At 32.0% G+C, this 22,981-nt stretch carries 22 protein-coding genes; 2 read left to right on the top strand and 20 right to left on the bottom strand.

Going from position 1 to position 22,981, the window contains the following annotated elements:
• The first annotated feature begins 86 nt into the window (after positions 1–86).
• On the top strand, positions 87–1,232 hold the full coding sequence (locus tag JG734_RS04360; RefSeq protein ID WP_201333811.1) for a Wzz/FepE/Etk N-terminal domain-containing protein: 1,146 nt from the start codon (positions 87–89) through the stop codon (positions 1,230–1,232).
• A gap of 175 nt (positions 1,233–1,407) precedes the next feature.
• On the opposite strand, the gene JG734_RS04355 is transcribed toward JG734_RS04360, so the two are convergent.
• The 5 genes from JG734_RS04355 to JG734_RS04335 all read right to left on the bottom strand — a co-directional run bounded on the left by JG734_RS04355 (position 1,408) and on the right by JG734_RS04335 (position 4,346).
• Entirely contained in the window at positions 1,408–2,718 is a 1,311-nt protein-coding gene (locus tag JG734_RS04355) for an ATP-binding protein (RefSeq protein WP_201333810.1), read from the bottom strand.
• A 158-nt stretch (positions 2,719–2,876) separates the two neighbouring features.
• The gene (locus JG734_RS04350; RefSeq protein WP_201333809.1) at positions 2,877–3,317 is read right to left on the bottom strand and encodes a hypothetical protein; all 441 of its coding nucleotides are present in this window, start codon (positions 3,315–3,317) and stop codon (positions 2,877–2,879) included.
• Complete coding sequence (locus tag JG734_RS04345; RefSeq protein ID WP_201333808.1) at positions 3,314–3,598, bottom strand: nucleotidyltransferase domain-containing protein; 285 nt, start codon at positions 3,596–3,598, stop codon at positions 3,314–3,316. The genes JG734_RS04350 and JG734_RS04345 overlap by 4 nt, the downstream gene beginning before the upstream one ends.
• A gap of 185 nt (positions 3,599–3,783) precedes the next feature.
• Positions 3,784–4,119: an endoribonuclease MazF gene (mazF, locus tag JG734_RS04340; protein ID WP_201333807.1), complete on the bottom strand. Its 336-nt coding sequence runs from the start codon at positions 4,117–4,119 to the stop codon at positions 3,784–3,786.
• Entirely contained in the window at positions 4,116–4,346 is a 231-nt protein-coding gene (locus JG734_RS04335; RefSeq protein WP_201333806.1) for an AbrB/MazE/SpoVT family DNA-binding domain-containing protein, read from the bottom strand. The genes mazF and JG734_RS04335 overlap by 4 nt, the downstream gene beginning before the upstream one ends.
• 188 nt (positions 4,347–4,534) lie before the next feature.
• Between JG734_RS04335 and JG734_RS04330 the strand changes: the two genes are divergently transcribed.
• A complete protein-coding gene (locus JG734_RS04330; RefSeq protein ID WP_201333805.1) occupies positions 4,535–7,246 on the top strand; it encodes an O-antigen ligase family protein in 2,712 nt (903 codons plus the stop codon).
• A 3-nt stretch (positions 7,247–7,249) separates the two neighbouring features.
• Here JG734_RS04330 and JG734_RS04325 read toward each other — a convergent pair whose 3' ends face one another.
• The 15 genes from JG734_RS04325 to JG734_RS04255 all read right to left on the bottom strand — a co-directional run bounded on the left by JG734_RS04325 (position 7,250) and on the right by JG734_RS04255 (position 22,951).
• Positions 7,250–7,930: a sugar transferase gene (locus JG734_RS04325; RefSeq protein ID WP_201333804.1), complete on the bottom strand. Its 681-nt coding sequence runs from the start codon at positions 7,928–7,930 to the stop codon at positions 7,250–7,252.
• A 2-nt stretch (positions 7,931–7,932) separates the two neighbouring features.
• Complete coding sequence (locus tag JG734_RS04320; RefSeq protein ID WP_201333803.1) at positions 7,933–9,117, bottom strand: UDP-N-acetylglucosamine 4,6-dehydratase; 1,185 nt, start codon at positions 9,115–9,117, stop codon at positions 7,933–7,935.
• On the bottom strand, positions 9,118–10,281 hold the full coding sequence (locus JG734_RS04315; RefSeq protein WP_201333802.1) for a LegC family aminotransferase: 1,164 nt from the start codon (positions 10,279–10,281) through the stop codon (positions 9,118–9,120). It lies immediately after the preceding gene.
• Positions 10,274–10,684, bottom strand: a complete 411-nt coding sequence (locus JG734_RS04310) for a DapH/DapD/GlmU-related protein (RefSeq protein ID WP_201333801.1) — start codon at positions 10,682–10,684, stop codon at positions 10,274–10,276. The genes JG734_RS04315 and JG734_RS04310 overlap by 8 nt, the downstream gene beginning before the upstream one ends.
• A gap of 116 nt (positions 10,685–10,800) precedes the next feature.
• Positions 10,801–12,012: a glycosyltransferase family 4 protein gene (locus JG734_RS04305; protein WP_201333800.1), complete on the bottom strand. Its 1,212-nt coding sequence runs from the start codon at positions 12,010–12,012 to the stop codon at positions 10,801–10,803.
• A 130-nt stretch (positions 12,013–12,142) separates the two neighbouring features.
• Entirely contained in the window at positions 12,143–12,682 is a 540-nt protein-coding gene (locus JG734_RS04300; RefSeq protein WP_201333799.1) for a transposase, read from the bottom strand.
• Between the two features lie 70 nt (positions 12,683–12,752).
• Positions 12,753–13,700 (bottom strand): hypothetical protein, encoded by a 948-nt coding sequence (locus tag JG734_RS04295; RefSeq protein ID WP_201333798.1) that lies wholly within the window; start codon positions 13,698–13,700, stop codon positions 12,753–12,755.
• A gap of 339 nt (positions 13,701–14,039) precedes the next feature.
• Positions 14,040–15,152 (bottom strand): glycosyltransferase family 4 protein, encoded by a 1,113-nt coding sequence (locus JG734_RS04290; protein ID WP_201333797.1) that lies wholly within the window; start codon positions 15,150–15,152, stop codon positions 14,040–14,042.
• Positions 15,142–16,470, bottom strand: a complete 1,329-nt coding sequence (locus JG734_RS04285; RefSeq protein ID WP_201333796.1) for an O-antigen polymerase — start codon at positions 16,468–16,470, stop codon at positions 15,142–15,144. Before JG734_RS04285 ends, JG734_RS04290 begins: the two co-directional genes overlap by 11 nt.
• A 1-nt stretch (position 16,471) precedes the next feature.
• Positions 16,472–17,668 (bottom strand): oligosaccharide flippase family protein, encoded by a 1,197-nt coding sequence (locus JG734_RS04280; RefSeq protein ID WP_201333795.1) that lies wholly within the window; start codon positions 17,666–17,668, stop codon positions 16,472–16,474.
• 46 nt (positions 17,669–17,714) lie between these two features.
• Positions 17,715–18,806, bottom strand: a complete 1,092-nt coding sequence (locus JG734_RS04275) for a DegT/DnrJ/EryC1/StrS aminotransferase family protein (RefSeq protein ID WP_201333794.1) — start codon at positions 18,804–18,806, stop codon at positions 17,715–17,717.
• Positions 18,803–19,378, bottom strand: a complete 576-nt coding sequence (locus JG734_RS04270; RefSeq protein WP_201333793.1) for a DapH/DapD/GlmU-related protein — start codon at positions 19,376–19,378, stop codon at positions 18,803–18,805. The genes JG734_RS04275 and JG734_RS04270 overlap by 4 nt, the downstream gene beginning before the upstream one ends.
• Entirely contained in the window at positions 19,371–20,330 is a 960-nt protein-coding gene (locus JG734_RS04265; protein ID WP_201333792.1) for a Gfo/Idh/MocA family oxidoreductase, read from the bottom strand. Before JG734_RS04265 ends, JG734_RS04270 begins: the two co-directional genes overlap by 8 nt.
• Entirely contained in the window at positions 20,330–21,589 is a 1,260-nt protein-coding gene (gene tviB / locus JG734_RS04260) for a Vi polysaccharide biosynthesis UDP-N-acetylglucosamine C-6 dehydrogenase TviB (RefSeq protein WP_201333791.1), read from the bottom strand. The genes JG734_RS04265 and tviB overlap by 1 nt, the downstream gene beginning before the upstream one ends.
• Positions 21,590–22,951, bottom strand: a complete 1,362-nt coding sequence (locus JG734_RS04255) for a mannose-1-phosphate guanylyltransferase/mannose-6-phosphate isomerase (protein ID WP_201333790.1) — start codon at positions 22,949–22,951, stop codon at positions 21,590–21,592. It abuts the gene before it with no gap.
• Positions 22,952–22,981: the final 30 nt, after the last annotated feature.

Below are 22,981 nucleotides of genomic sequence, written 5' to 3'. Positions count from 1 at the left end.
CCACCTATTTCGTCAATCTTTTTTATCTAATCTCTCTCTAATTTTCATTAAGATATCATTACTACAAAAAAATTAAGGGAATTTATATGGAAGAGAAACAACCTGTCCAGCTCATTGTACAAAATTGTCCAACTGAAGAGGATGAGATAGATCTTTGGCAGTTATGGGAAACAATCAAAAAAAATAGAAAAACCATCTATAAAGTAACTATAATAGTCTTCCTTATAGCTTTAGCTTATATATTTATCAAAACACCGCTCTATCAGGCAAAAACTCTCATGCAAATAGGCTATATTGGAGATAAACCTATCGAAAAGGCAAATATTGTCGCACAAAAAATCAAAACAGTCTTTTATGTAGGCTCACCTTTGCAAAAGAAAATTGACAAAGAAGCGTTCGTCGATAGTGTCAATCCTGTAAAAAAGGTAGACAAACTCATAGATATTACTGCTTATGGGGTTTCTAATGAAAAAGCAGTCAACAAGATTAAAGAAGTGCTTAACTATGTCCGTAAAGATGAAAAACTCAAAATCGAACACTTCAAAAAAGATATCCAAGCCCAAATAGACAAAACCCAAAGAGATATCGATAAGCTCAAACTTGTCGATATCAAAAAGATAGATGACCAAATCATACTCATAAAAAAACAAAACCTAGCCCAATTAGATGACAAAATTGCTCTTTACCAAAAAGAGATGGTCCCAAACATTGAAAAAAAGATCGAAATAGCTAAAAAACAGATAGAGAAATTTGAAAAAAACATTCAAAACCTCCAAGATAGCATACAAAATGCTCAGGACAAAGCTTTCATAGCTCTTACTCTTGTCCAGATATCCAACTATCAAAATATGATCTACTCAAGACAACTCCAAATCAATGATCTTGCATTGCAAAAAGAGAAAATTCTCAAAGAAACGATCCCAAATCTCCAAAGACAAAAAGAGAAAATTCTCAAAGAAACGATCCCAAATCTCCAAAGACAAAAAGAGAAAATTCTCAAAATAGAGATTCCAAAACTGCAAGATAATATCGAGTCTTTACGCTATAAACTTACTGAAGCCTATATCTCACCAAGTAGATTTGTAGGGGATATTCAAACATTTGATAAACCTACAAAACCCAAGAAAAAGCTCATTTTGGTTGTCGCTCTTATTACCGGTCTGATTCTTGGAGTATTTTTGGTCTTTTTTCTTGAATTTTTAAAAAGTGAACCAAAAAAAGAAAATGAATGAATTTAGCGATGATAAGAGAGTATTTTCTCAATAAAATCCTCAATCGCTGAAGTCAAATAAAGATACAAGCTCAAGATGACGAGATCCTTCACATGCGTTCAGGATGACACCCTTCGTCATCCTGAGGCATCAGCCGAAGGATCTCTATCTTATATCGCATATCAGACGGCATAGATTACGAAAACAAAAGCCATTGAATAATATTTACAATCTCAACTTCTTCGCTTTCAATATTCATTTTTCTACTTTCATCCATGGTCAAAATCATCAGTTTTGCATCACAACGCAGCTCTTGTTTTGCTTTTATCAAGGATCTTATCTCTCTTTTGAGAGTTTTTTCGTCATTCAACGTTACGCTTACTTGGATAAGATGAGTCAAAAGTTCATTTTCTTTAATAAGAAAATCTACTTCATAATTTTCTTTTGTCTTATAATAAAAAATCTCCTCATATCTTCTTTTTAATTCTAAAAATACGATATTTTCGAGCAGATCTCCCTTTTTTTTACCGACTTCAAATGAGACTCTTTTCGATAGCCCTATATCTATGGAATAGACTTTTTTGGCGTTGGCCATCTGCTTTTTCAAAGACCAGTCAAACTTTTTGACAGTAAAAATCAAAAAAGCATTTTGTAAATATTCAAAATATTTCTCTATCGTTTCATAAGATACTTGTAAAATATTTTTTAACTTATTGTTCGATACGAGATTTGAGATATTTGAGAGCAATAATATAGCTAACTGTTCCAATTTCAAAAAGTTGTCCAGCTTATATCTTGCAACGATATCTCTCAACAAAATAGAGTCAAAATAGCTTTTAAGCTCCGCTTTTTTGGTTTCGCTATCTTCTGTCAAAACTATTTTTGGGAATCCACCATAATTCATAAACTCTTCAAAAAGTCTCTCTATTTCAAGTTTATTAGTGATATATTCAAATTCATTTGAAACTCTTTTACCTTTAAAAGAGAGAAACTCTTTGAAACTCAAAGGATAGACCAAAATATCTAAATATCTGCCACTTAGAGAAGAGCCTATTTCCTTGCTCAATAGTTTTGAATTTGAGCCGGTTGCATATAAAAAACTGCTTTTTAGTTCATACTCTTTTAATAACCACTTTTCAAATTCATCGATATTTTGGATTTCATCCAAAAAAATATGAGGTTTGCTTCGTGGATTTAAATAGTAAATATATGCATTTTTTATCTCTTCTAACAGTTCTAGATTTAAATAGGGAGCGAATCTAGGATCTTCAAGATTTACGAAAAGTATATTTTCTTTTGCGACACCTTCATTCAAAAGATTTTTTATGTGATTTATCAAAATTGTAGATTTACCACTTCTTCTCACACCTTTTAAAAAAATAATCTCTCCCGTTTTATATTTCTTATCTATTTCACTCTCATACTTTTCTCTTGAATAGGTAAAAGGCAATGGTCTATTCCAATAATTCCATTCATTGAGAATTTCTATGATTTTTTCTTTTTCCATTTCTTATTCTTTCGTTATGATGAGCATTATTATACTATAATTACTCGTTGTAATGAGAGATATTTGGAAGTTTCTTTTAGATATTTATCATAGATCTTTCGCTTCGCTCAAGATGACGAACCACAGTCATCCTGAGGCGTCAGCCGAAGGATCTATAATTATCTATTTTCTAACTCTTGCAGATATCGCAATGTATTTTCCATAATCTCGATCAATTTTTCACTATACATCAAAACTTCATCGAATATCTCGATAAAATTTTCTTCAATATACTCATGCACTATATCATTACGCAAATCTTTCATTATTCTTAGCTCTTCTATATCTTCAAAAAGCCCCCGTTTATGAGCATTGTTTACAATATCGATGAGCGTTCCTGGATTTTCAAATTCATAAATCTCTATGGAGCGAAATATCTTTCTGATAAGAAAATCGATTCCTCTACTATACCTGGCACACAAAGTTTCAAATTTGCCAAATTCTTCTGGAGTGTAACAATTTTTAATCCCAATACTTTTGCATTCATTGACAGAATAGCGTATCCAAAAGAGCTGTTTTTCAAGAAGTCTTTTGTCTTCTAAAAGCTTTTCATACATCATAACTCGACTGCTTGCTTACGTATTATTTCGATAAAAGCATTTTTACTTCTTTTATTATCAAGAACAATATCGATTTTTTGCTCTCCAAAATGTTTATAAAACTCCACCCGCAAAGCTCTTAAATCTTTTCTTGTGATATTCTCTCCTACTATCAAAAGATCTATATCCCCTCCTCTTTTGCTATCATCTGTCCTACTTCCAAAGAGGTAAATCTTCGCATCAGGAGAGATAGAATGAAGCTTTTCTTTTAAAACCTTTATCTCTTTTTCGCTGAGCCGCATCGTATATTCCTTACTCTTGTCTCTTTTTATTTTATCAAACTATTATGGATTTTAAGTAAAAAAAGCAGTCATCCTGAGGCTTAGCCGAAGGATCTACTTTATCTACCGATCAATCATAGATCTTTCGCTTCGCTCAAGATGACAAACTTTCATTACCCTGAGCCAAAAGCGAAAGATCTACTTCCTTATCCCATATCAAACAATAACAACTTCAATTTTTCAAGTACTTTTTCTAATACTTCCTCATCGACCTTTTCTACAAAAGCGACATTCCTTGCACGATAATCAAGAGTCCTTACTTGATCAGAGAGCACAACTCCTTGAATCTTTCCAGCTATAGCTACCTCAAAAGGATACCCTTTACTTTTGGATGTAATAGGAGAGGCGATACATAGACCAACTTTCTTATTGTATTCATATGGTGAGAGAATCAATGCAGGCCTATGCCCTGCTTGTTCATGTCCCTTTTGAGGATTGAGCTCGACCCAAACGATATCACCACGCTCAGGAATATAACTCATAGCAGCTCTTTTCCTTGCATATCACCAAAATCTATTTCACGATGAATATTTTGTGGAGTTATTTGTGATAAGAGCGATTGTAAAGATTTCTTGGGAATAAGAATTATTTTCCCCTCTCTAATTTCAATATCGACTTCGCTATTTTCTTGAAGATCGAGACTCTTCAATATCTGTTTGGAAAGTCTAATACCATAGCTATTGCCCCATTTATTGATTTTGACTGTCATTTTCTATCCTTATATACTTTGTATATACTTATTATATCATAGATCTTTCGCTTCGCTCAAGATAACGAACCACAGTCATCCTGAGGCGTCAGCCGAAGGATCTACTACCAAAATTCCGAAAAACAAAATCCATAAGCCTTTAGAAATCCACTTTTGGCTATAATTTCATAAAAATCTAAAGAGCTTCTATGCAAAAATTTATCAAATATTTTTTCTATTTCGTCCTTTTTACGCAAGGTTGGATTATTCTCAGTGGTCTTTTCAACCTCCCCTTTTGGTGGGTCATAATAGCTTCTTATATAGGATTTTTGGCATATCTCTATCCTTTGCAAGTTCTTTACTTTTTACTCATGGTTATGCCCATATTTGGTTCGAGGCCTCCCGATACGCAGGCGCATTTTCTCTATTTCTTGGCAGCCACTATCATTATAGGGCTCTACAGCAATCTCTATAAAAACGAAAGACTTTGCAAAAGATTTTGGGCTAAAATTATAGAGCCAAATGCGATTACCCTTTTTGTGGCTCTTTTTGCAGTCGTATCGTTGCTTAGCCTCATAGGACTTCCAATCCTTGGAGCCATCAAGCATAGTATCACTGAAGATCCCCTCTATGTCATCAAACAGCTCTTGCCAGTAGGTGAAACGACACTCTTTTACTCCATCTCTTCACAGATCTTTTTATTTCAAGCAATGCTCATCGGTCTCTATATCTACGGCATCACCAAACCTTCCAACCAGCTTGAGATCTTTAAAAATATCCTGCTCTCACTTGTAGCTGGATGGTTTTTGGTCATCATTTTTGGATATCTGGACTTTTTTGGAATTTTCAGCCTTTCTCATTTTAGGCCAGATGATACTGCTACAAGATTTGTTTCATTTTTTCCAAACTCCACATGGACAGCTCAGTATCTCTCGCTCATGATGCCACTACTGGCAATCATACTGCTCTATGTTCGTAAAACCTGGTATGCGATTGCGGTACTTGTCCTTTTGCTCATCATTGGAGAAGTTGGGCTCATCCTCGCTATGGAGAGAGGGGCGTGGATCACCTATCCACCTATTCTCTTTATCATCTGGGTGATGGTCTACTACATCTTTGCAAAGACGAAAGATCCTTTCATAGAGCTTAAAACATTTTTGCGCAAATATTGGCTCAAAGTCTTTATCACCATCCCTCTTACAGTCTCTCTCTCTGTGCTCATCGTCTATGGGATCAAACATATCAATCAGCAAAACTTTGCCAAAAGTGTCATCGAAGCCACAGGCAAAGCCAAGCGTATCACGCAAGCAAATGATAGGCTCAAGCACTGGCCACCAGCATTCAAGCTCTATGGTGAAAATCCTCTCTTTGGAGCTGGAGGAGATAGCTTTGGCTGGCAGTACAAAGTCTACTATTACCAAAAAGATGCCAAATGGCATGATGATAAGACAAATACTCTATCACTTGGACAGTTCGGTACAGCCCATAATATCTATCTTGAAACATTAGTGGGCAAAGGGATATTTGGGCTTATATTTCTCATAGCCCTATTCTTCTCGCTTTTTTATAAACTCATAAAAAAGGAGCTTACCCAGCCGCAACTTGAAGTCTCTATCATAGGACTTATAATCTTTGCTTCACTATTAGCAGCTTTTATCTATGGCAATGTCCAGGTCATTACATATACTCAACCGGTAGCCATCATCTTCTGGCTCCTGGTCTTCATGGCAGCAGAACTCACACACAACTACAACTACACTCCAGCTATTCGGATAAGATTTGCACAAATCTTGCGTTATACTATTCTATTGATGCTTTTACTCCTTCCTTTTCATATCGCAAATATCTCCTTTATCAAAGATTTTGTCATAGCAAAATTTACGCAAGTTTTCCCTGCTTTTCAACAGCACTCATCTCTTATCATTTCCACAGCCATTTGGCTCAGTGCTCTGGGAGTGCTCATATCTTTTCTCATGCATAGGCATGTCATTAGACAAAGCTTAAGTCAAGGACTTCTTGTAGATGAGCTTACCAACAAGCCTCAGCTTTTTCACGAAGCCCCTACCCCAAGGGCTGGTGGTATCGGTATTTATCTGACAAACTTGCTGGTTATATTCAACCCTATAGGCTGGAAATTTTTGCTGGCAAGCTTTCCGGCATTTTTTGCCGGGCTCATGGATGATTTTAGCTCCATCTCTCCAAAGGTGAGACTTGTCTTTCAAGTCATATCAGCAAGTTTAGCTGTATTTTTGCTTGATGCTGTAATAGATAGTATCGGTTTTGGTATCCAGATCCCATATTGGCTTGGAGCAGTACTTAGCATCATAGCTATCACCGGTGTAATCAACGCTATCAACATCATCGATGGATTCAATGGTTTGGCTGGAGGATTCTCTCTTCTTGCGTTTTTATCACTAGGATATGTGGCTTTCAAAGTGGATGATATGGCACTACTTGAGCTCATCATCATCAATATCGCTGCTCTCATAGGATTTCTCGCCCTCAACTTCCCAAAAGGCAAAATCTTTTTGGGAGATGGTGGAGCATATTTTTTAGGTTTTTCTCTCGCTACTATTGCACTCATGCTTCATCATCAGCACCCAGATCAAGTCTCACAATGGTATCCACTTGGCGTTCTCATCTATCCAGTATTTGAAGTAATCTTTAGCATTTATCGCAGAAAATTTTTAGAAAAAAGAGAAGCAACCCTTCATGACAATAATCACCTCCATCAACTTATTTTTAGAAATATAACTAAAAACAATCCACAAACTTCTCTCTACATTCTCAAAAGAGTTTCAATTTTTATGCTAATAGCGACAATATTTTATTGGAGTGATTTTGCGCAAATTATAGTATTTTTAATTTTTTGTAGTTGGTATGTATGGAGATATGACAAACTCAAAAGAAAGCTCATTTGAAATTTATAGCCATTTTTTTAAATCATTTGGTGGCTGTGGTAAATCTTTGAAAATTAATTTATATATTTTACTATTTGGAAACAATACAACCCAAATAGTTAAGAAAATAAGCATGAAGTATGTATATAAATTTTGATGTTTTACATACCACTCTTCAAGTTTACCTTTGTATGGTGCTATAACTTCATCATAAAATTTCAATCTATCAATTTTAGGATCATCAAGTATACTCTCTTCATCACGAAATACAATAGATCCAATTCCCGATAGTCCAGGTTTGACTTTTTTGATGATTTCTTGTGATTTTAGCGGAAATGCAGCAAAACATCGTGGGGTTTGTGGACGAGGCCCAATAATACTCATCTCACCCTTAAGAATATTGATGAGTTGGGGGAGTTCATTAATTTTTGTTTTTCGCAAAAATTTTCCAAAAGGCAATACTCTTGGATCATCTTTTACTGTCACTGTACCAGTTCCTATATTTGGAGAATTTTTGAGCATAGTAGCAAATTTAATAAGTTTGAAAGGTTTTCCATCTTTACCTATTCTCTCTTGAAGATAAAATACTTCTCCTTCCCCAGTTAATTTTAAAATAATCATAACAGGTACTAAAAGAGGAGATAATACAAGAAGTGCTAAAGAAGAAAAAAATATATCAAAAAATCTTATAAATTTATCTTGCATCCTTACATCCTTTGGTCCAGATATTTACCAGTCTCTTTATGATTAAAATTTGGAATCATAAAATTAAATAGATCAACTAATTCTTTTTTGTTCCATCCTTTTTCTTTGAATCTTTCTATTTTCCAAGTAAAATAATCTAACTTTTCTCCATCAAAAATAGGTTCATTTTTAATTACTCCTATATTTTCAAATTTATCCCAATCAATTTCTTCTTCTCCTGTATAAAACTCTTCAAAATCTTTCTCTCCAGTTGTATCAGAATTAAAAAAATATACAGGCCATTTTCCTTTTTCTGGTAAAGTTTTTACTAATTCTCTTGCTTCCTCTTCACTTTCACATTCATAAGCTTCATATCCTAATTCATTTAAATATTTAACAGCAATATCAGCAAAAGTAATTAAATGTAATTTATCACTCAATTTTGGAAAAAATATATCTCTATTTTCTCCAAAAATTGTACTCATTAAACATAATTCCCCACTTTCTTTAGGCGTTACAAAATATCTTCTAATATCTTTTGGTGCAGAAATAGGTTGTCTTTTCTCAATTCTTCTGTTAAATCCATAAAGCAAACTTCCATCGCTAAAAGCGACATTAGCAAATCTTGCAGTAGAAATAGGAATTTCTAAACTTCTTCTCATTAAAAACATTTCCATTATTCTTTTGCTTGCCCCCATCATATTAACTGGATTTGCCGCTTTATCAGTTGAAACACAAAAATATTTTTTACTTCCCTTTTCAATACTCTGCGATATAGTTTTATCTGTATTAAATATATTTACATCAATCATTCTCATTAATGTATAAGGATCTTTCTCACTTCTTACATGCTTCAATGCGCTCAAATTTAAAACATAATCATAATCCCCATCATCTTTTATAAATTTATCATAAATTTCACTACCTATATCTAAAGCAAAAGTGGCAAATTCTCCATCAATATATCCAAGTGAACTTCTGATATCTCTTACTAATTCAACTAAATTGTTTTCACTAATATCTACAACATGCAATTTTTTAGGATTTCTTTTAAAAATCTCTTTTACGACAGCACTTCCAATGCTCCCTGCACCACCAACAACTAAAAATTTAGAATTTATTACATTCCTATCCAATTCTTTTCCATATTTTTTGATATCATCTTCAAAAAGCTCACTACTTCTACCTATTAATTTTAAAATATTCATTTATTCTCCTAAATATGCTGAACTTGGAATATTGATAACTCTTTTTTCCAAACTTTCACTAACACTAAGATCCATTCTCGGACAATTTTTAAACATTTTTAAGTGATGTATCAATTTCCAAACAGGTCTTGTCATAATTCCATTCTCATTTGTTTCTTTAAGTATCTCATCCCTTAAATGTTCGTATCCTTTATTTAAAACAATTGCATTTAGCCAATAATTACTTTTTGCATAATCAGGTTCTGTAAAAAATGTAAATTCTTTAAAATCATCAAAAATTTCTTTATATTTTTTTGCCAATCTTCTTTTCTTTTCAATAAATTCAGATAGTTTTTCAATTTGTGCTAATCCAAGTGCGGCATTTAGTGCCGGCATTCTATAATTGTACCCTATCATATCGTGTTCATATTCCCAAGGATGAGGAACTTTAGCAGTTGTAGTAATATGTTTTGCTTTTTTTGCCAATTCCTCATCATTAGTCAGAATACATCCACCACCACCTGTTGTAATTATTTTATTTCCATTAAAACTAATTGCTGCTAATTTACCAATATTACCAGTATGAACCCCTTTATAAAAACTACCTAAACTTTCTGCAGCATCCTCTACTATTTCTAAATTATATTTTTCTGCAACCTTTTTTAATTTATCCATATCTACCGGATGTCCAAATGTATGCATTGGAACAATTGCTTTAATTTTTCTTTTTGTATTCTTGTTTATACAAACTCCATTTTCTATCAAAGTAATAGTATGTAAATATTCATCTAATTTATCAGCATCTATTCCTAAACTTTTTTCTTCTACATCAATAAAATGAGGAATTGCTTTGATATAACTAACGGCATTTGCAGTTGCTATAAATGTAAGAGCAGGCATTAAAACTTCATCATTTTCTCCCACACCTGCTAATAAAAGAGAAACATGTAAAGCGGCAGTTCCATTTACTGTTAATATTGCATATTTAGCTCCAGTATATTTACAAATAGCTTTTTCAAACTTATTTACATATTCTCCTACACTTGAAACAAAATTTGACTTTATGCAATCTGTTACATACTCTATTTCATTCCCTTCAAAAATCGGTGCATGTAGAGGTATGAAATTTACAGTTCTACCTAGTTGAGCAACATTTTTAATTATATATTTTGTAATTTTATTCATATTTTTTCACTCTTTTTAATTTTTTTATTGGAACTCCAGCAACTAACACATTATCTTCTACACTTTTATTCACCAGACTACCTGCACCAATTATAGAATTCTCACCTATGACTATTCCATTTTTACCCGAAATAATAGTTGCTCTCATCCCTATGTAAGCTCCTTTTTTAATCAGAATGTGGGTATGTTTTTGATTTATTCCATGACAAGCAAAGTAAACTCCATAAGATATTGTTACATTATCTTCAATAATAATTTTAGAAGGATCCATATCATCTAAATAGCATTTCATTCCTATAAAAACTTTTTTTCCTATTTTATAGCCTATAGCCTTATATAAAATCACCCTTAATTTTGAAAAAGGGACGTTTGGAATAATCACTACATTGATAAATTTTCTCATAGGCTTCCAAATTATCGTTAATAAAGAATATTTTGCATAATATGGTGGAGATTTTTTAATACTTTTTTATAAAATATTTCTATCAAGTACATATTGATATACCTTAATTAGTTAAGTTATAGCTCTTTTAAATATTTTATATATTTTTTAGCAATATTTTCGTAACTATGATTTTCAATAACATACTTTTTCCCATTTTCACCAATTTTTTTCCTTTCATCAGGTGACATTTTATATAACTTTAAAATAGCATCTGCAATAGCTTTAGGATTTTCTGCTTCAACTGATATTCCACATTTTGCTATAGATACAATATCGTTCTTTGTGTTAATCGAATGAATTATTGGTTTCCCAGCATACATATAATCAAAAATCTTATTAGGTGAAATTCCATATTTATATATTTTTTTATTCCTCCAACCTATATAGCAAATATCTACTAAATTTAATAAATTTTGAACCTGTCCTTTAGGAATAGGTGGTAAAAGTTTTATATTTTCATACCCTTTAACTAATTTTTTTAATTTTTCTTTTTCTCCTCCTTCTCCGACTATCAGAATTAATATATCTTTATCCTTTAATAGCTTTCCTGCTTCAATTAGATACTCTAAAGCATTTGCAATTCCAATAGTTCCAGTATAGGCAACTATAAATTTATCTTTTGGAATTTGATTTCTTATATCATTAGACAGAGGTTCTATTGTTTTCTTATCTTCTAAGTAAATACCATTGGGAATATAAACAAAATCTTTATCGAATCCATTATCCTTGAGGTATTCTCTATAGTTTGGTAAGACAGAAATTAATAAGTCTGATTTTTTTATAGCAAAATTTTCACAATACTTTAGAAGTTTAATAAATGGATTATTGAAAGAATAGTTTCCAAGTTCAATTATCGAAAGAGGCCATATATCCTTCACTTCAAAAATAAATTTAGCAGAAAATTTCTTTGCTAATCTATAAGAAGGAATAACAGGTAAAGTATTCATAGGCGAAAGAATAATATAGTCTGGTTTAGATAATTTATCGAATGGTAATTTAAATAAATAATATGCAAATTTTAGCCATTTCAAAACTCTTTTTTTATCCCAAGATTTTGAATATTGAGGAACTTTTATCCATAAGTAATTTATACCATCAATATTTTCCAATTTGAATCTATTTTCTACTTTGGGAAGATTTTTAAAAAGATGAGAAAAAGAGGCAGTTATTATTGTTACATCGTATCCAAGTTTAATAAGTTCTTTACCTAAATAATAATGCCTAAATTCCATTCCATGATATGGTGAACCTGCATATTCATTAATTATCCAAATATTTTTTTTCATAGCTTTGTTAACACCTTTTTAAGTTTATTTGGCATTATAGTCTTTATATAGATATATATTTAGTATATATTTAGTGATTTTATTTTATTATTGGGTCGAGACTAATTTAGAGGTTTGTTTTCAAATTATTTTATAAGTGTTGAAACTCATTATGACGAGTATTGAACCTAAACTTATACTCTTTTAAGTGTAAATTAAATTTATTCTTTGAAAGACCTCTAAATTTATACAGCCACATTTTAGCATAATTCCAAAAAGATTCTATTCCATTGATATGGTTCTTACTTTTTGCAAATTCGTTATTTCCATATTTGACTCTAAAATCTTTATCATAGCCAATATCAACAAGTTCATCATATCCTCTCCACTTATCTGAATAAATTATAATATCAATTGAAATTTTCCTCGAATAGTAGCTTATAATGTCTCTTTTTGCCCCAAAATAGCTCTTATCAACTCCTATTTCTTCTTTGAATGGAGAATCTGTTTGGCAAAGCTTCATAATTCGCTCTCTTGTTTTATTGAAATATCTATTGATTGTATTACAATTAACTTTTGTGACTTTAGATGTTTGTTTAGCTGTCAAATCCAAACAGAAACATCGTAAAATCTCCTTAAATTTTCTCTCTGTTATATGAACTTTTTTGATGTATCTATTTTTACCCTTCATATCGAACTATTTTAGCTTTTTTTTGTACTAAACTATTCTTAAGCCAAATTCTAAAGTAGTTTAGAATAAATCAATTACATTGTAAAGCTCTTTGATATAAAATTAATCTATTTAATAATTCATAATATTTAAATCTTTTTTCAAAAATTCCAAATTTCTTTAATGTTTTAGTAAAAGAAGTAGGATATTTTTCATCATAATATTTTTTCAAGTTATTGTTAGTTGATAACAATCTATTCATAGAACATATAAATTTTTTATCAAAATTTTTATAATAATAAGAACCTAAAACAGCAACGAGACTTAATTCAAATGGTCCATAACCAAAATTTGGATAGTTCTTATGATATCTCACTCTATACCATCCATTCGAACCATCTATAAAATTTTTAAGTAAAGGTAACCCATTTTGGTTATATACCACTAATTTTTTATTGAATTTATTATAAAATTCTCTTAAGGATTTATCAAAATAATTTGCTTTATTAATTTCTTTTAAATATTTAAAAACATTATACATGTCAGAAAATATCCAAGGCATTCTATGGAAATGAGAAATATCAAGCTCCATGTCCGGATTAGGACACGGGTATTTAGGAAATTCTTTCTTTTCATATCCTGCATATAAATAATCTGGATGCTCATACCATTCTCCCTTAGCATAAGAAAATTCAGATTCATTATGTATCTTTTTCTTAAATATTTTATATCCTATTTCTAATATTTCCTGACATAACTCTTTATTTTTACAAGCATTAATTTGTACAAGGTTAGCCGTTATTCCAAAAAGAAATATATCTTCATCTATTATAGCGTAGTAATAACTTTTACCAGCAATAGATGGATCTTTATTTAATTTCGCTAAGGTTCGTAATTTCATATTTGGGAACATTTTTACCCAATGCCATGCTGGAATATTAAGCCATGAATTGATTACTACTTTGTTTAAAAAATTTAATCTATTTTTATTTGATTCTGAACCTTTCAAGAATTTGTATTTTTCAATTCTTGCAAGCAAATAAGAAAATTGAAGTATTGATAGTCTATTTTTAGAATAATAATAACTTTGAAAAAGATTATTATAATTGAGTTTTTTTCCAATAAAACATCTATTTCTTTTAAAAAGTTTATTCTATCTTTTATGAGATAAAATCCGAAATTAAAAAAATTTTGGTAATGATATAAATTATCTAATTCATTAGAATTTAATCTCTTAGTGCTTTTTAATATGAAATCTTTTAAAGCATTTATATTAATATTATATTCTTTTTCTTGTTGATTAACAACTTCAGAGGGTTTTGCAGAACAAAACGAAATTATAATCAAAAGATATAGTAAAAAACTTAATAAAAACTTTTTAAATATCATTTTTTTCTATAATTTTAATATATAATTCAAATAATTTTTTTTCTTCGCTTTTCCAATTATACTTGTTTTCAACAAGTTTTCTTCCATTTTCTCCCATATTTTTAGCTATTTTATCATTACCTAAAACATTATTTATAGCATTTGCTATTTCCTTTGGACTCAAAGGATCAACACATATACCGCAATTGCCCTTTTCAACTATTTCTTTCCAAAGTGAAAAATTGGAAGCTATTACAGGAATACCTGCTGACATATATTCAAACATTTTAATAGGCTGCGAATATATATAATTTGTAATAGGATGTAAAGTTACTATCCCAATTTTTACAAGTTTTAGAATTTCATTTACTTTTTCTCTTCCAACAAAACCATAATATTTAACTTTTTTCCACCCTGGTAAGGATTTTACTTCTTTTTCTAACTCTTTACTTTCAAAATTCCCTGCAAGATGTAAAATAGTATCTGTATACTCAAGAGCTTTTATTAACTCAATAATACCTCTAATTTTTGTTATTCCACCTATATAGCAAATTTCATTCTTCCTGTTAATCCATTCAACGGGTTCATATAATTCATTTAATTTTGGGTAGTTATTTATATCAACTGTATTTGAATTTATTTTTAAAAATCTATTTCTAATATGAGGTGTCGCAGTTATTATAGCATCAAATTTTTTAGCTGCACGGTTCTCATAAATTTCAAAACTTTTAGATATGATAGGCTTGATAAATTTATTAAGATAGGGTTTTGAAAGTATCTGTCTTGGAACATCTTCGTGAACATCATATATTACCATTCTTCCCAGTTTTTTAAGTTTTAATCCAACCGGCAATAGCTCTGGATCATGAAAATGGTATATATCGGCATCTATTTCAACTGCTTTTTGGAATGCTAATTTTCTTAACTTGAAAATTCTTTCTTTTCTATTAAAAATTTTTGGTAATGATACTATTTTTACTCCATTTATAGTTTCATCTCTATCATGCTGAGCAATTAAGTTAACATCATAACCTGCTTTTGTAAGTGATAAACATTCTTTATGAAATATTCTTATATCGAATGGTTGATGGACTGTGGTAATATGACATACTTTATTTTTCATAAAATGAGTATCTCCTTTTTTTATAATTTGCTAAAAAGGATAATAAAATAAGGTAAAAAAATAATCCATGATTTAGCAATGTAGTTTTTAAATCAGAAGATAAAAATAAAGTTATAATATAAGGTATAAAAGAAAAAACTAAAAATTTTTTATCTAAATATTTCGATAGAAAATCAAGGTATTTTAAAATAATAGAAATAATAAAAGCGTAAAAAAGCATTCCTATAAACCCCATATGCGCATAACCGCTACCTATCCAACCTGTATTAGCACCCATAGCTGGATTTCCAAAAATCTCTCTTCCAACAAGATGAGGTACGTTTAAATCATAGGGATAACCAATTATGTAATAAAATGGAAGGAACTTACTATCCGAGAAATAAACAAATGTATGATCGTTAAAAAATTCAAAATATGCAAAATTTAAGTCTGCTGGAACAAATAAAAGACGTCTAATAAATAACGAAGTAATCCATAGAAATAAATTATTTTTAAATAAAGATAAAATAAAAATAGAAATTAATAAAAATATCATTATATTAGCAAATACTAAATTTGTTTTTTTAAAAATTGACGAAACTAAATAAATACTCACCATAAAAGGAATTATGAATAAATAAAATTTGTGAGATGTTATTCCAAAAATAATGATATACAAAATAATTAAAATAATTGTTATAATAATCTTTATGGATGTTTTGGAAGTATGAAATAAATAGAATAAAAATAAGATGGGGATTATTCCTTTGAATAATATATTATATATATAAGCTATTAAAGTAGGTGTGTTTTCAGATATTACAGCCCTATATTCATACACCTTACTTATATCTAAATTAAAATATGCGAAATTTTTGTAAAACATATATATCAAAATACTTAAAAATAAAGGCACTAATATAAGCATAAAAAATTTCAGTCTAAAAGGAAATATTTTAAATTTAACAAATATTGGAAAATATTGAGTAAAGAGAATGATAGCATACACTGAAATAGTTACATACAGCATAAATTCTAAACTTAGATTTTCAAAAGAAAATAGGATTAACATAGGTATATATGAAAAAACGATTAGAGCGTTGATTAATGATGTTGAGACCATTTCTTTTTTTTTAATTGGCAACGAAACCATTAACAAAAACAATAAAGATATCAACACTTTTTCTATTGAAAAATTAAGATAAAAACCTTCATATGAAAACAAAGGAATTATTATTTTTACATAAATAATTGCTAATATAGTAAATATAGTTAGATTATAAAAAAAATATTTAATAATTTGCCATGGAACGAAAGTTGGAATATTACTATATCTCATATTATTTTCCTACTTTAATTTTAAGGAAAAACAAATAAATGAAATAATAAGATGTCATTAATAAGGAATAAACAATTAATAAACTTGAAATATCTTTTGCACCAAATAGAAAGACTGAAATACTAATAATTAAAACTCCAAACTGGAATATTAAATCAATAACATTCTTATTAAAAATAAATGGTATTAATGTAAATGTTTTTACTATAAAGTTAACAGCAAACATTGGAGTTAATATCATTGCATATAGTCCTGCTGTTTCCCAATTCTCACCAAAAACTATTCTAAATGCCGGTTTAATTACAAAAAATATTATTGTGAAAATTGGAACTGATATTATTATTAGTTTTTTTAAAGTACTATCAAAGGAATTGTTAATACTAGCTTTGTTGTTCTTTTCATCCACTGCTTGCTTGTAAAAGACTTGAGATATAGCGTTACCTATAAAGGATGTAGGCAATCCCATCACTCTTATTGCAAGATAATAATATCCAAGAGTGGTTTGTCCGTAAAATATTCCAATTAATATATTAACTATTTGATAACCTATTGTATTTAACAATCCAGCTAACAAAGAATATTTTGGAAAATTTATAAATTTTATACTCATTTTTCTAATTTTCTCAATTTTTATGTGTTTTAAAAGGTATTTGATATTAATAAATAATTTCGTATTAGATGTTATTAGTGATACAACATACCCTGTTATCAGCCCTTCAGCTCCTGCTTTAAAAATACCCATTAATACTTGAACTATAGCTCCCATTAATGATTTATAAATATTTGCTTTAGAAATATCTTTATAACGCTTAAATCTATTATTTGTATAATTTAAAATTTTAAAGACTCCTAAAAGAAATACAGCTAAAGGTGAAAAGTATAATAATTTGTCCAAGTTATATGCATTTAAAACCTCTAATAGCCAGTCTCCAAAAAACAATATAAAAAGAAAAAAAATAATACTTATAAATATATTAAACAGAAAAGCAACTGCAGCGACATTTATGGCATCTTCATCTCTTTCAGGAAGCATGATAGCTAACTCATATCTGCCATTAACTATGACACCAATAATGGATGTAATCGAGACGAATATAGCAAGTGCCCCAAAATCTTCTGGAGTGTACAGCCTTGTAAGAATGGGAGAAATAAGAATAGGTATAGCTTGAGCGATTGCCGTCCCACCAGCTAAAATCATTACATATCTTGAAAAATCACTTTTAACCCTTAATTTATTTAACAACCTAGCAAACCTTATCCACTATATAATGAATCTCTTCACCCCTCAAATATGGATTCATCGGCAAACTCATAATCTCTTCACTTACTTTTTCAGCTACTGGAAAATCTCCCTTTTTATATCCAAGATATTGAAAACACTCTTGCATATGAAGTGGCATCGGATAGTGCACTGCCGTTGGAATGTTTGATTCTTTTAATTTTTGTTGAAGTTCGTCCCTATTGGGGACCCTGATACTATATTGCGCCCAGGCACTTGTTCTGTTGTTTTTTACAAAAGGTAAAATTATATTTTTAACATTTTTTAATTGCTCACTATACTTTTTTGCAACTTCTTGTCTTAATGCCAAATCTTTTTTATAGTGCTTTAGCTTTACCAATAAAACGGCAGCTTGCATGGTATCGAGTCTTGCCCCAAGTCCTATATATTTGTGATGATATCTCTTGTTTTGTCCATGGACTCGAAGCATTTTTGTTTTCTTGGCCAATTCATCACTGTTTGTCAAAACCGCTCCCCCATCTCCATAACAGCCAAGTGGTTTGGCTGGGAAAAAAGAGGTGGTATAAATATCACAATAGTGAGCCTCGGCTTTTCCTTTATATGTGGCTCCAAAACTTTGCGCCCCATCAATGATATGAAAAAGATTATATCTTTTTACCACTTCATTTATCTCGTCCAAATCACTTGGCTGACCATAAAGGCTCACTGAAACAATCGCTTTTGTTTTAGGGGTTATCTTCTCTTCTATCTTTGTAGAATCAATATTATAACTCTTCTCTTCAATATCCACAAACACCGGTTTTGCTCCAAGCAAAGCGATTGTCTCTGCTGTTGCAATAAAAGTAAATGGAGTAGTAATAACTTCATCACCTGGTTTGATACCAAGAGCCATCATTGCAAGTAAAAGGGCGTCGGTACCAGAGGAGCAGGTTATTGCATTTTTTGAGTTGGTAAACTCGCATAACTTCTCTTCAAGCTCTCCGACTTCCGGTCCCATGATATATTTGCCATGATTCAAGACTTTTAGTATCGCTTCATCTATCTCATCTTTATAGAGCCGGTATTGATAGGTTAGGTTTGCAAAATCTATTTTCATCCTAAAACCTTTACTTCGCCATCTTCGAGTTTATACTTCGTCCCATCATAACTATCGATTGCAACTCCTTCTTCATCAAATACCATCCTATTTCCCGCTTTATCAACCCATCCAATCTCTCTTGCGGGTACTCCTACCATTAACGTGTAAGGCTTTGCATCTTTATTCACTACCGCCCCGGCTCCAATCAGTGCATACTCTCCAATAGTTACTCCACAAACTATTGTAGCATTTGCACCAATTGAACATCCTTTTTTAAGCAAAGTCTTTTTAAATTCCTTTTTGCGATTGATAAAGGCTCTTGGATTGATGACATTGGTAAAGACCATCGATGGTCCCAAAAATACATCATCTTCTATCTCCACACCCTCATAGATGGAGATATTATTTTGCACCTTTACATTATTTCCTATCTTTACATTAGGACCCACCACACAGTTTTGGCCAAAAGAGCAATTTTCCCCTATGATCGTATTGGAAAGTATATGACAAAAGTGCCAAATTTTCGTCCCCTCTCCTATCTGTACCGGCTCATCGATATAAGCACTCTCATGAACGAAAAACTTACTCATCTATCACCTTTTTACAAAAAGGATGATACTCGCCTCTAAGACCTATGGGCTCGAGATGGCGAATGGTTGAGACTATTTCGATAGAATTTCTGGCCTCTTTGAGTCCAAAACCGTTACCTTTGAGGATCTCCTCATAGCTTTTAGTATGAAGATCGGTAAATCCTCCGCTAAATTCGATCTCTTCGCCATTTACAGTGATGCTTCTGTAGGTTCTTTGTCCCTTTTGTTTGATCTCTTCTGGAATATAATCATATTTTACACTCAAAAACCATCGAACGTTTGCATTTTTGAGTTTCATAAACCCAGCATTGGCGTATGGTGTTTTGATATGGACGATATTCTCCTCAATCTCGCCAAAGATCCAAGAGAGCATATCGTAAAAATGAATCCCTATATTCGTAGCAATACCACCACTTTTATTCTCATCCCCTTTCCAGCTCACAAAGTACCAATGGCCACGACTCGTTAAGTATGTCAAATCTATATCATAGATTTTATTAGGGTCTTCTTGAAGCTCCTTTTGTACTTTCTCTTTCAAAGCGATGATGGAAGGATGCAAACGAAGCTGTAAGATGTTATACACTTTTTTTCCAGTCTCTTTTTCTATCTCTTCCAATCCATCGATATTCCAAGGATTGAGTACAAGCGGTTTTTCACATATCGCATCGGCTCCGCTTCGCAAAGCCCATCTGATATGCGCGTCATGCAAATAGTTAGGTGAACAGATACTTACATAATCTATATTTTCACCTTTTCGCCTCAATTTATCCACGTGCCTATCAAATCGCTCAAATTCAGTAAAAAAATCCGCATCCGGAAAATAACTATCTATAATCCCTACACTATCACATCGATCCATTGCCGCTAAAAGATTGTTATCTGTCTCTTTTATCGCTTTCATATGTCTTGGAGCTATGTATCCAGCAGCTCCTATTAAGGCAAAATTTTTCACTATAATCTCCCTTCTACTATGTTTTTTGGCAGCATACCCTTAATATCAAACACCACGCTTGATTTCGGTATCTTTTGATAATCAAGCTTTCTAAACTGCTCATGGGCTACGGCTAAAACAATAGAGTCATACTCCGTAAAGTCTGGCTCATTTGCTAAAAGCTCAAGACTGTATTCTCTTTTTACTTCCTCTTTGTCTGCCCAAGGATCATATACATCTACTGCTATGCCAAAGTCTTGCAGCTCTTTTATGACATCAATCACTCTACTATTTCTAATATCTGGGCAGTTCTCTTTAAAAGTTATTCCCAGTACTAATGCTTTGCTCCCTTTTACTCTATGCCCTTTATGGATGAGGAGTTTTACAACCTTATTGGCTACAAAGATACCCATCTCATCATTGGTCCTTCTACCAGCCAAGATGATTTGTGGATGGTATCCCACCTCTTTTGCTTTGTAGGCCAAGTAATAAGGATCTACTCCAATGCAGTGTCCTCCAACAAGTCCTGGACGAAATGGGAGAAAATTCCATTTGGTTCCAGCTGCTTCAAGCACATCCAGTGTATCGATATTTAATTTATCAAAGATGAGAGCCAGTTCATTGACAAATGCTATATTGATATCTCTTTGAGCGTTTTCTATCACTTTTGCAGCTTCAGCTACTTTGATACTTGGGGCTAGATGTGTTCCAGCAGTGATGATGCTTTTATAGAGCTCATCGATCTTTTTTGCAACTTCTGGTGTACTTCCGCTTGTTACTTTTTTAATTGTTGGAAGGCGATGCTCTTTATCTCCTGGATTGATGCGTTCAGGAGAGTAGCCACAGAAGAAATCTTCATTAAATTGTAATCCACTCTCACGCTCTAGCTCTGGTACACATACCTCTTCGGTACATCCTGGATAAACGGTAGATTCGTAGATAACAATATCACCTTTTTTCAATACTCTTCCAACAGTTCTACTAGCCATTATTAAAGGGGTAAGATCTGGATTTTTATGCTCATCAATTGGAGTTGGAACAGTAACGATATAGATATTTGCTTCTTTTATATCTTCAATAGATGAAGTAAAGGAGAGGTTCTTTGCTTTTTGTAGTTCATCTTCACTTACTTCCAAAGTTCTATCGATTCCGTTTTTTAACTCTTCAATACGTTTGGCATTGATATCAAATCCAATAGTTTTATACTTTTTACCAAACTCTACTGCTAATGGCAGGCCTACGTAGCCAAGGCCGATGATGGCTAATATCTGATTTTCCATTTAATATTTCCTTACATAATCATCTTCAATTCTCACGATATCATCTTCTCCTGTATATTCCCCTACTTGTGCTTCGATAAGTATAACTGGGATTTTACCAGGATTTGAGAGGCGATGGATCTCTCCCATTTTGATATAGGTCGATTCGTTCGCTCGCACGAGATAGCGTTCATCCCCTACTTGTACCTCTGCTGTACCGCTTACCACTATCCAGTGCTCATTACGGTGAAAGTGCTTTTGGAGTGAGAGTCTCTTGCCAGGTTTTACCTCTATGCGCTTGATCTTGTAGCCACTGTCTTCTACGAGTACTTCATATGTTCCCCATGGGCGATGGACTTTGGTATGGGCGTTGAGAAGCTCTGGATGAGAAGTTTGCAATTTACCTATAAGCTCTTTGACTTTTTGTGTCTCTCCTTTTTTGGCGATGAGCAGAGCGTCATTGGTATCGATGATAATGAGATCTTCTATGCCAATGGTAGCTATGAGTTTTTTGTCATTGTCACTATAATAAAAGGTATTTTTACTCTCTATCTCAATATTATCAGTTTTATTATCGATATGATCAGTAAGGCTATCAAAACTTCCCACATCACTCCATTGAAAATTACTTGGTACCATTTTGATCTTATCGCTTTTTTCCATCACGGCATAGTCTATGCTGATATCTGGAATCTTTTCCATAAACTCTGGAGTTATGCGGCGAATTTTCCCATCAACTTTACTGTTTTCATAGGCCATCTTTGCACTTTCATAAAGTTCTGGTGCATACTTTTGCAGCTCTTCGAGATAAATGCCCGCTTTGAATAAAAACATCCCACTATTCCAATAGTAGTTACCTTTGGAAAGATACTCTTTGGCTTTTTGCTTGTCTGGCTTTTCGTGAAACTTTACCACATCCTCGCCATTAGCTTCTATATATCCATAGCCACTATGTGGTTCGGTGGGCTTGATACCAAATGTCACAAGCCCACCATTTTGGGCCAAATCTTTTGCTCTTTGGACCGCTTCGTGATATTTTTCTTCATCTTCGATTAAATGATCGCTTGGAGTGATAAAAAGTAGCTCATCCTCATCCACACTCATCGCACCAAAAGCGATAGCCGCTGCGGTATTTCTGCCAAATGGCTCGAGGATATACCCATCTGGATCTATGCCTATTTCATCGACTTGATCATTAGCCAAAAAATACTGCTCCTCGTTGGAGATGATAAGAATTTTATCACTCAAAAGTGCATTTCTTTGGAGTGTCTTTTGGAAAAGCGATTTATTATCGAAAAGCTGTAAAAACTGCTTTGGCATGAGTTTACGACTCAAAGGCCAGAGTCTCGTACCGCTTCCACCACTGAGGATTATATTTATCATATATTTTGGCTCTTAATTTTTTTGTTTAAT

Origin of the sequence: Nitratiruptor sp. YY09-18 (assembly GCF_016593235.1) — a bacterium.
In the GTDB taxonomy this organism is placed as follows: domain Bacteria; phylum Campylobacterota; class Campylobacteria; order Campylobacterales; family Nitratiruptoraceae; genus Nitratiruptor.
The sequence above is the reverse complement of the archived record's forward strand: the minus strand, read 5'-3'. Positions and strand labels throughout refer to the sequence as shown.

Bases quoted from the DNA above. Each gene is read 5' to 3' on its own strand.
- JG734_RS04290 (WP_201333797.1), bottom strand. From the start codon at position 15,152: ATGAAAAATAAAGTATGTCATATTACCACAGTCCATCAACCATTCGAT.
- JG734_RS04350 (WP_201333809.1), bottom strand. From the start codon at position 3,317: ATGATGTATGAAAAGCTTTTAGAAGACAAAAGACTTCTTGAAAAACAG.
- JG734_RS04360 (WP_201333811.1), top strand. From the start codon at position 87: ATGGAAGAGAAACAACCTGTCCAGCTCATTGTACAAAATTGTCCAACT.
- JG734_RS04335 (WP_201333806.1), bottom strand. From the start codon at position 4,346: ATGACAGTCAAAATCAATAAATGGGGCAATAGCTATGGTATTAGACTT.
- JG734_RS04310 (WP_201333801.1), bottom strand. From the start codon at position 10,684: ATGAGAAAATTTATCAATGTAGTGATTATTCCAAACGTCCCTTTTTCA.
- JG734_RS04315 (WP_201333802.1), bottom strand. From the start codon at position 10,281: ATGAATAAAATTACAAAATATATAATTAAAAATGTTGCTCAACTAGGT.
- JG734_RS04330 (WP_201333805.1), top strand. From the start codon at position 4,535: ATGCAAAAATTTATCAAATATTTTTTCTATTTCGTCCTTTTTACGCAA.
- JG734_RS04270 (WP_201333793.1), bottom strand. From the start codon at position 19,378: ATGAGTAAGTTTTTCGTTCATGAGAGTGCTTATATCGATGAGCCGGTA.
- JG734_RS04285 (WP_201333796.1), bottom strand. From the start codon at position 16,470: ATGAGATATAGTAATATTCCAACTTTCGTTCCATGGCAAATTATTAAA.
- tviB (WP_201333791.1), bottom strand. From the start codon at position 21,589: ATGGAAAATCAGATATTAGCCATCATCGGCCTTGGCTACGTAGGCCTG.
- JG734_RS04355 (WP_201333810.1), bottom strand. From the start codon at position 2,718: ATGGAAAAAGAAAAAATCATAGAAATTCTCAATGAATGGAATTATTGG.
- JG734_RS04255 (WP_201333790.1), bottom strand. From the start codon at position 22,951: ATGATAAATATAATCCTCAGTGGTGGAAGCGGTACGAGACTCTGGCCT.
- JG734_RS04305 (WP_201333800.1), bottom strand. From the start codon at position 12,012: ATGAAAAAAAATATTTGGATAATTAATGAATATGCAGGTTCACCATAT.
- mazF (WP_201333807.1), bottom strand. From the start codon at position 4,119: ATGAGTTATATTCCTGAGCGTGGTGATATCGTTTGGGTCGAGCTCAAT.
- JG734_RS04320 (WP_201333803.1), bottom strand. From the start codon at position 9,117: ATGAATATTTTAAAATTAATAGGTAGAAGTAGTGAGCTTTTTGAAGAT.
- JG734_RS04300 (WP_201333799.1), bottom strand. From the start codon at position 12,682: ATGAAGGGTAAAAATAGATACATCAAAAAAGTTCATATAACAGAGAGA.
- JG734_RS04345 (WP_201333808.1), bottom strand. From the start codon at position 3,598: ATGCGGCTCAGCGAAAAAGAGATAAAGGTTTTAAAAGAAAAGCTTCAT.
- JG734_RS04275 (WP_201333794.1), bottom strand. From the start codon at position 18,806: ATGAAAATAGATTTTGCAAACCTAACCTATCAATACCGGCTCTATAAA.
- JG734_RS04280 (WP_201333795.1), bottom strand. From the start codon at position 17,668: ATGATTTTAGCTGGTGGGACGGCAATCGCTCAAGCTATACCTATTCTT.
- JG734_RS04325 (WP_201333804.1), bottom strand. From the start codon at position 7,930: ATGCAAGATAAATTTATAAGATTTTTTGATATATTTTTTTCTTCTTTA.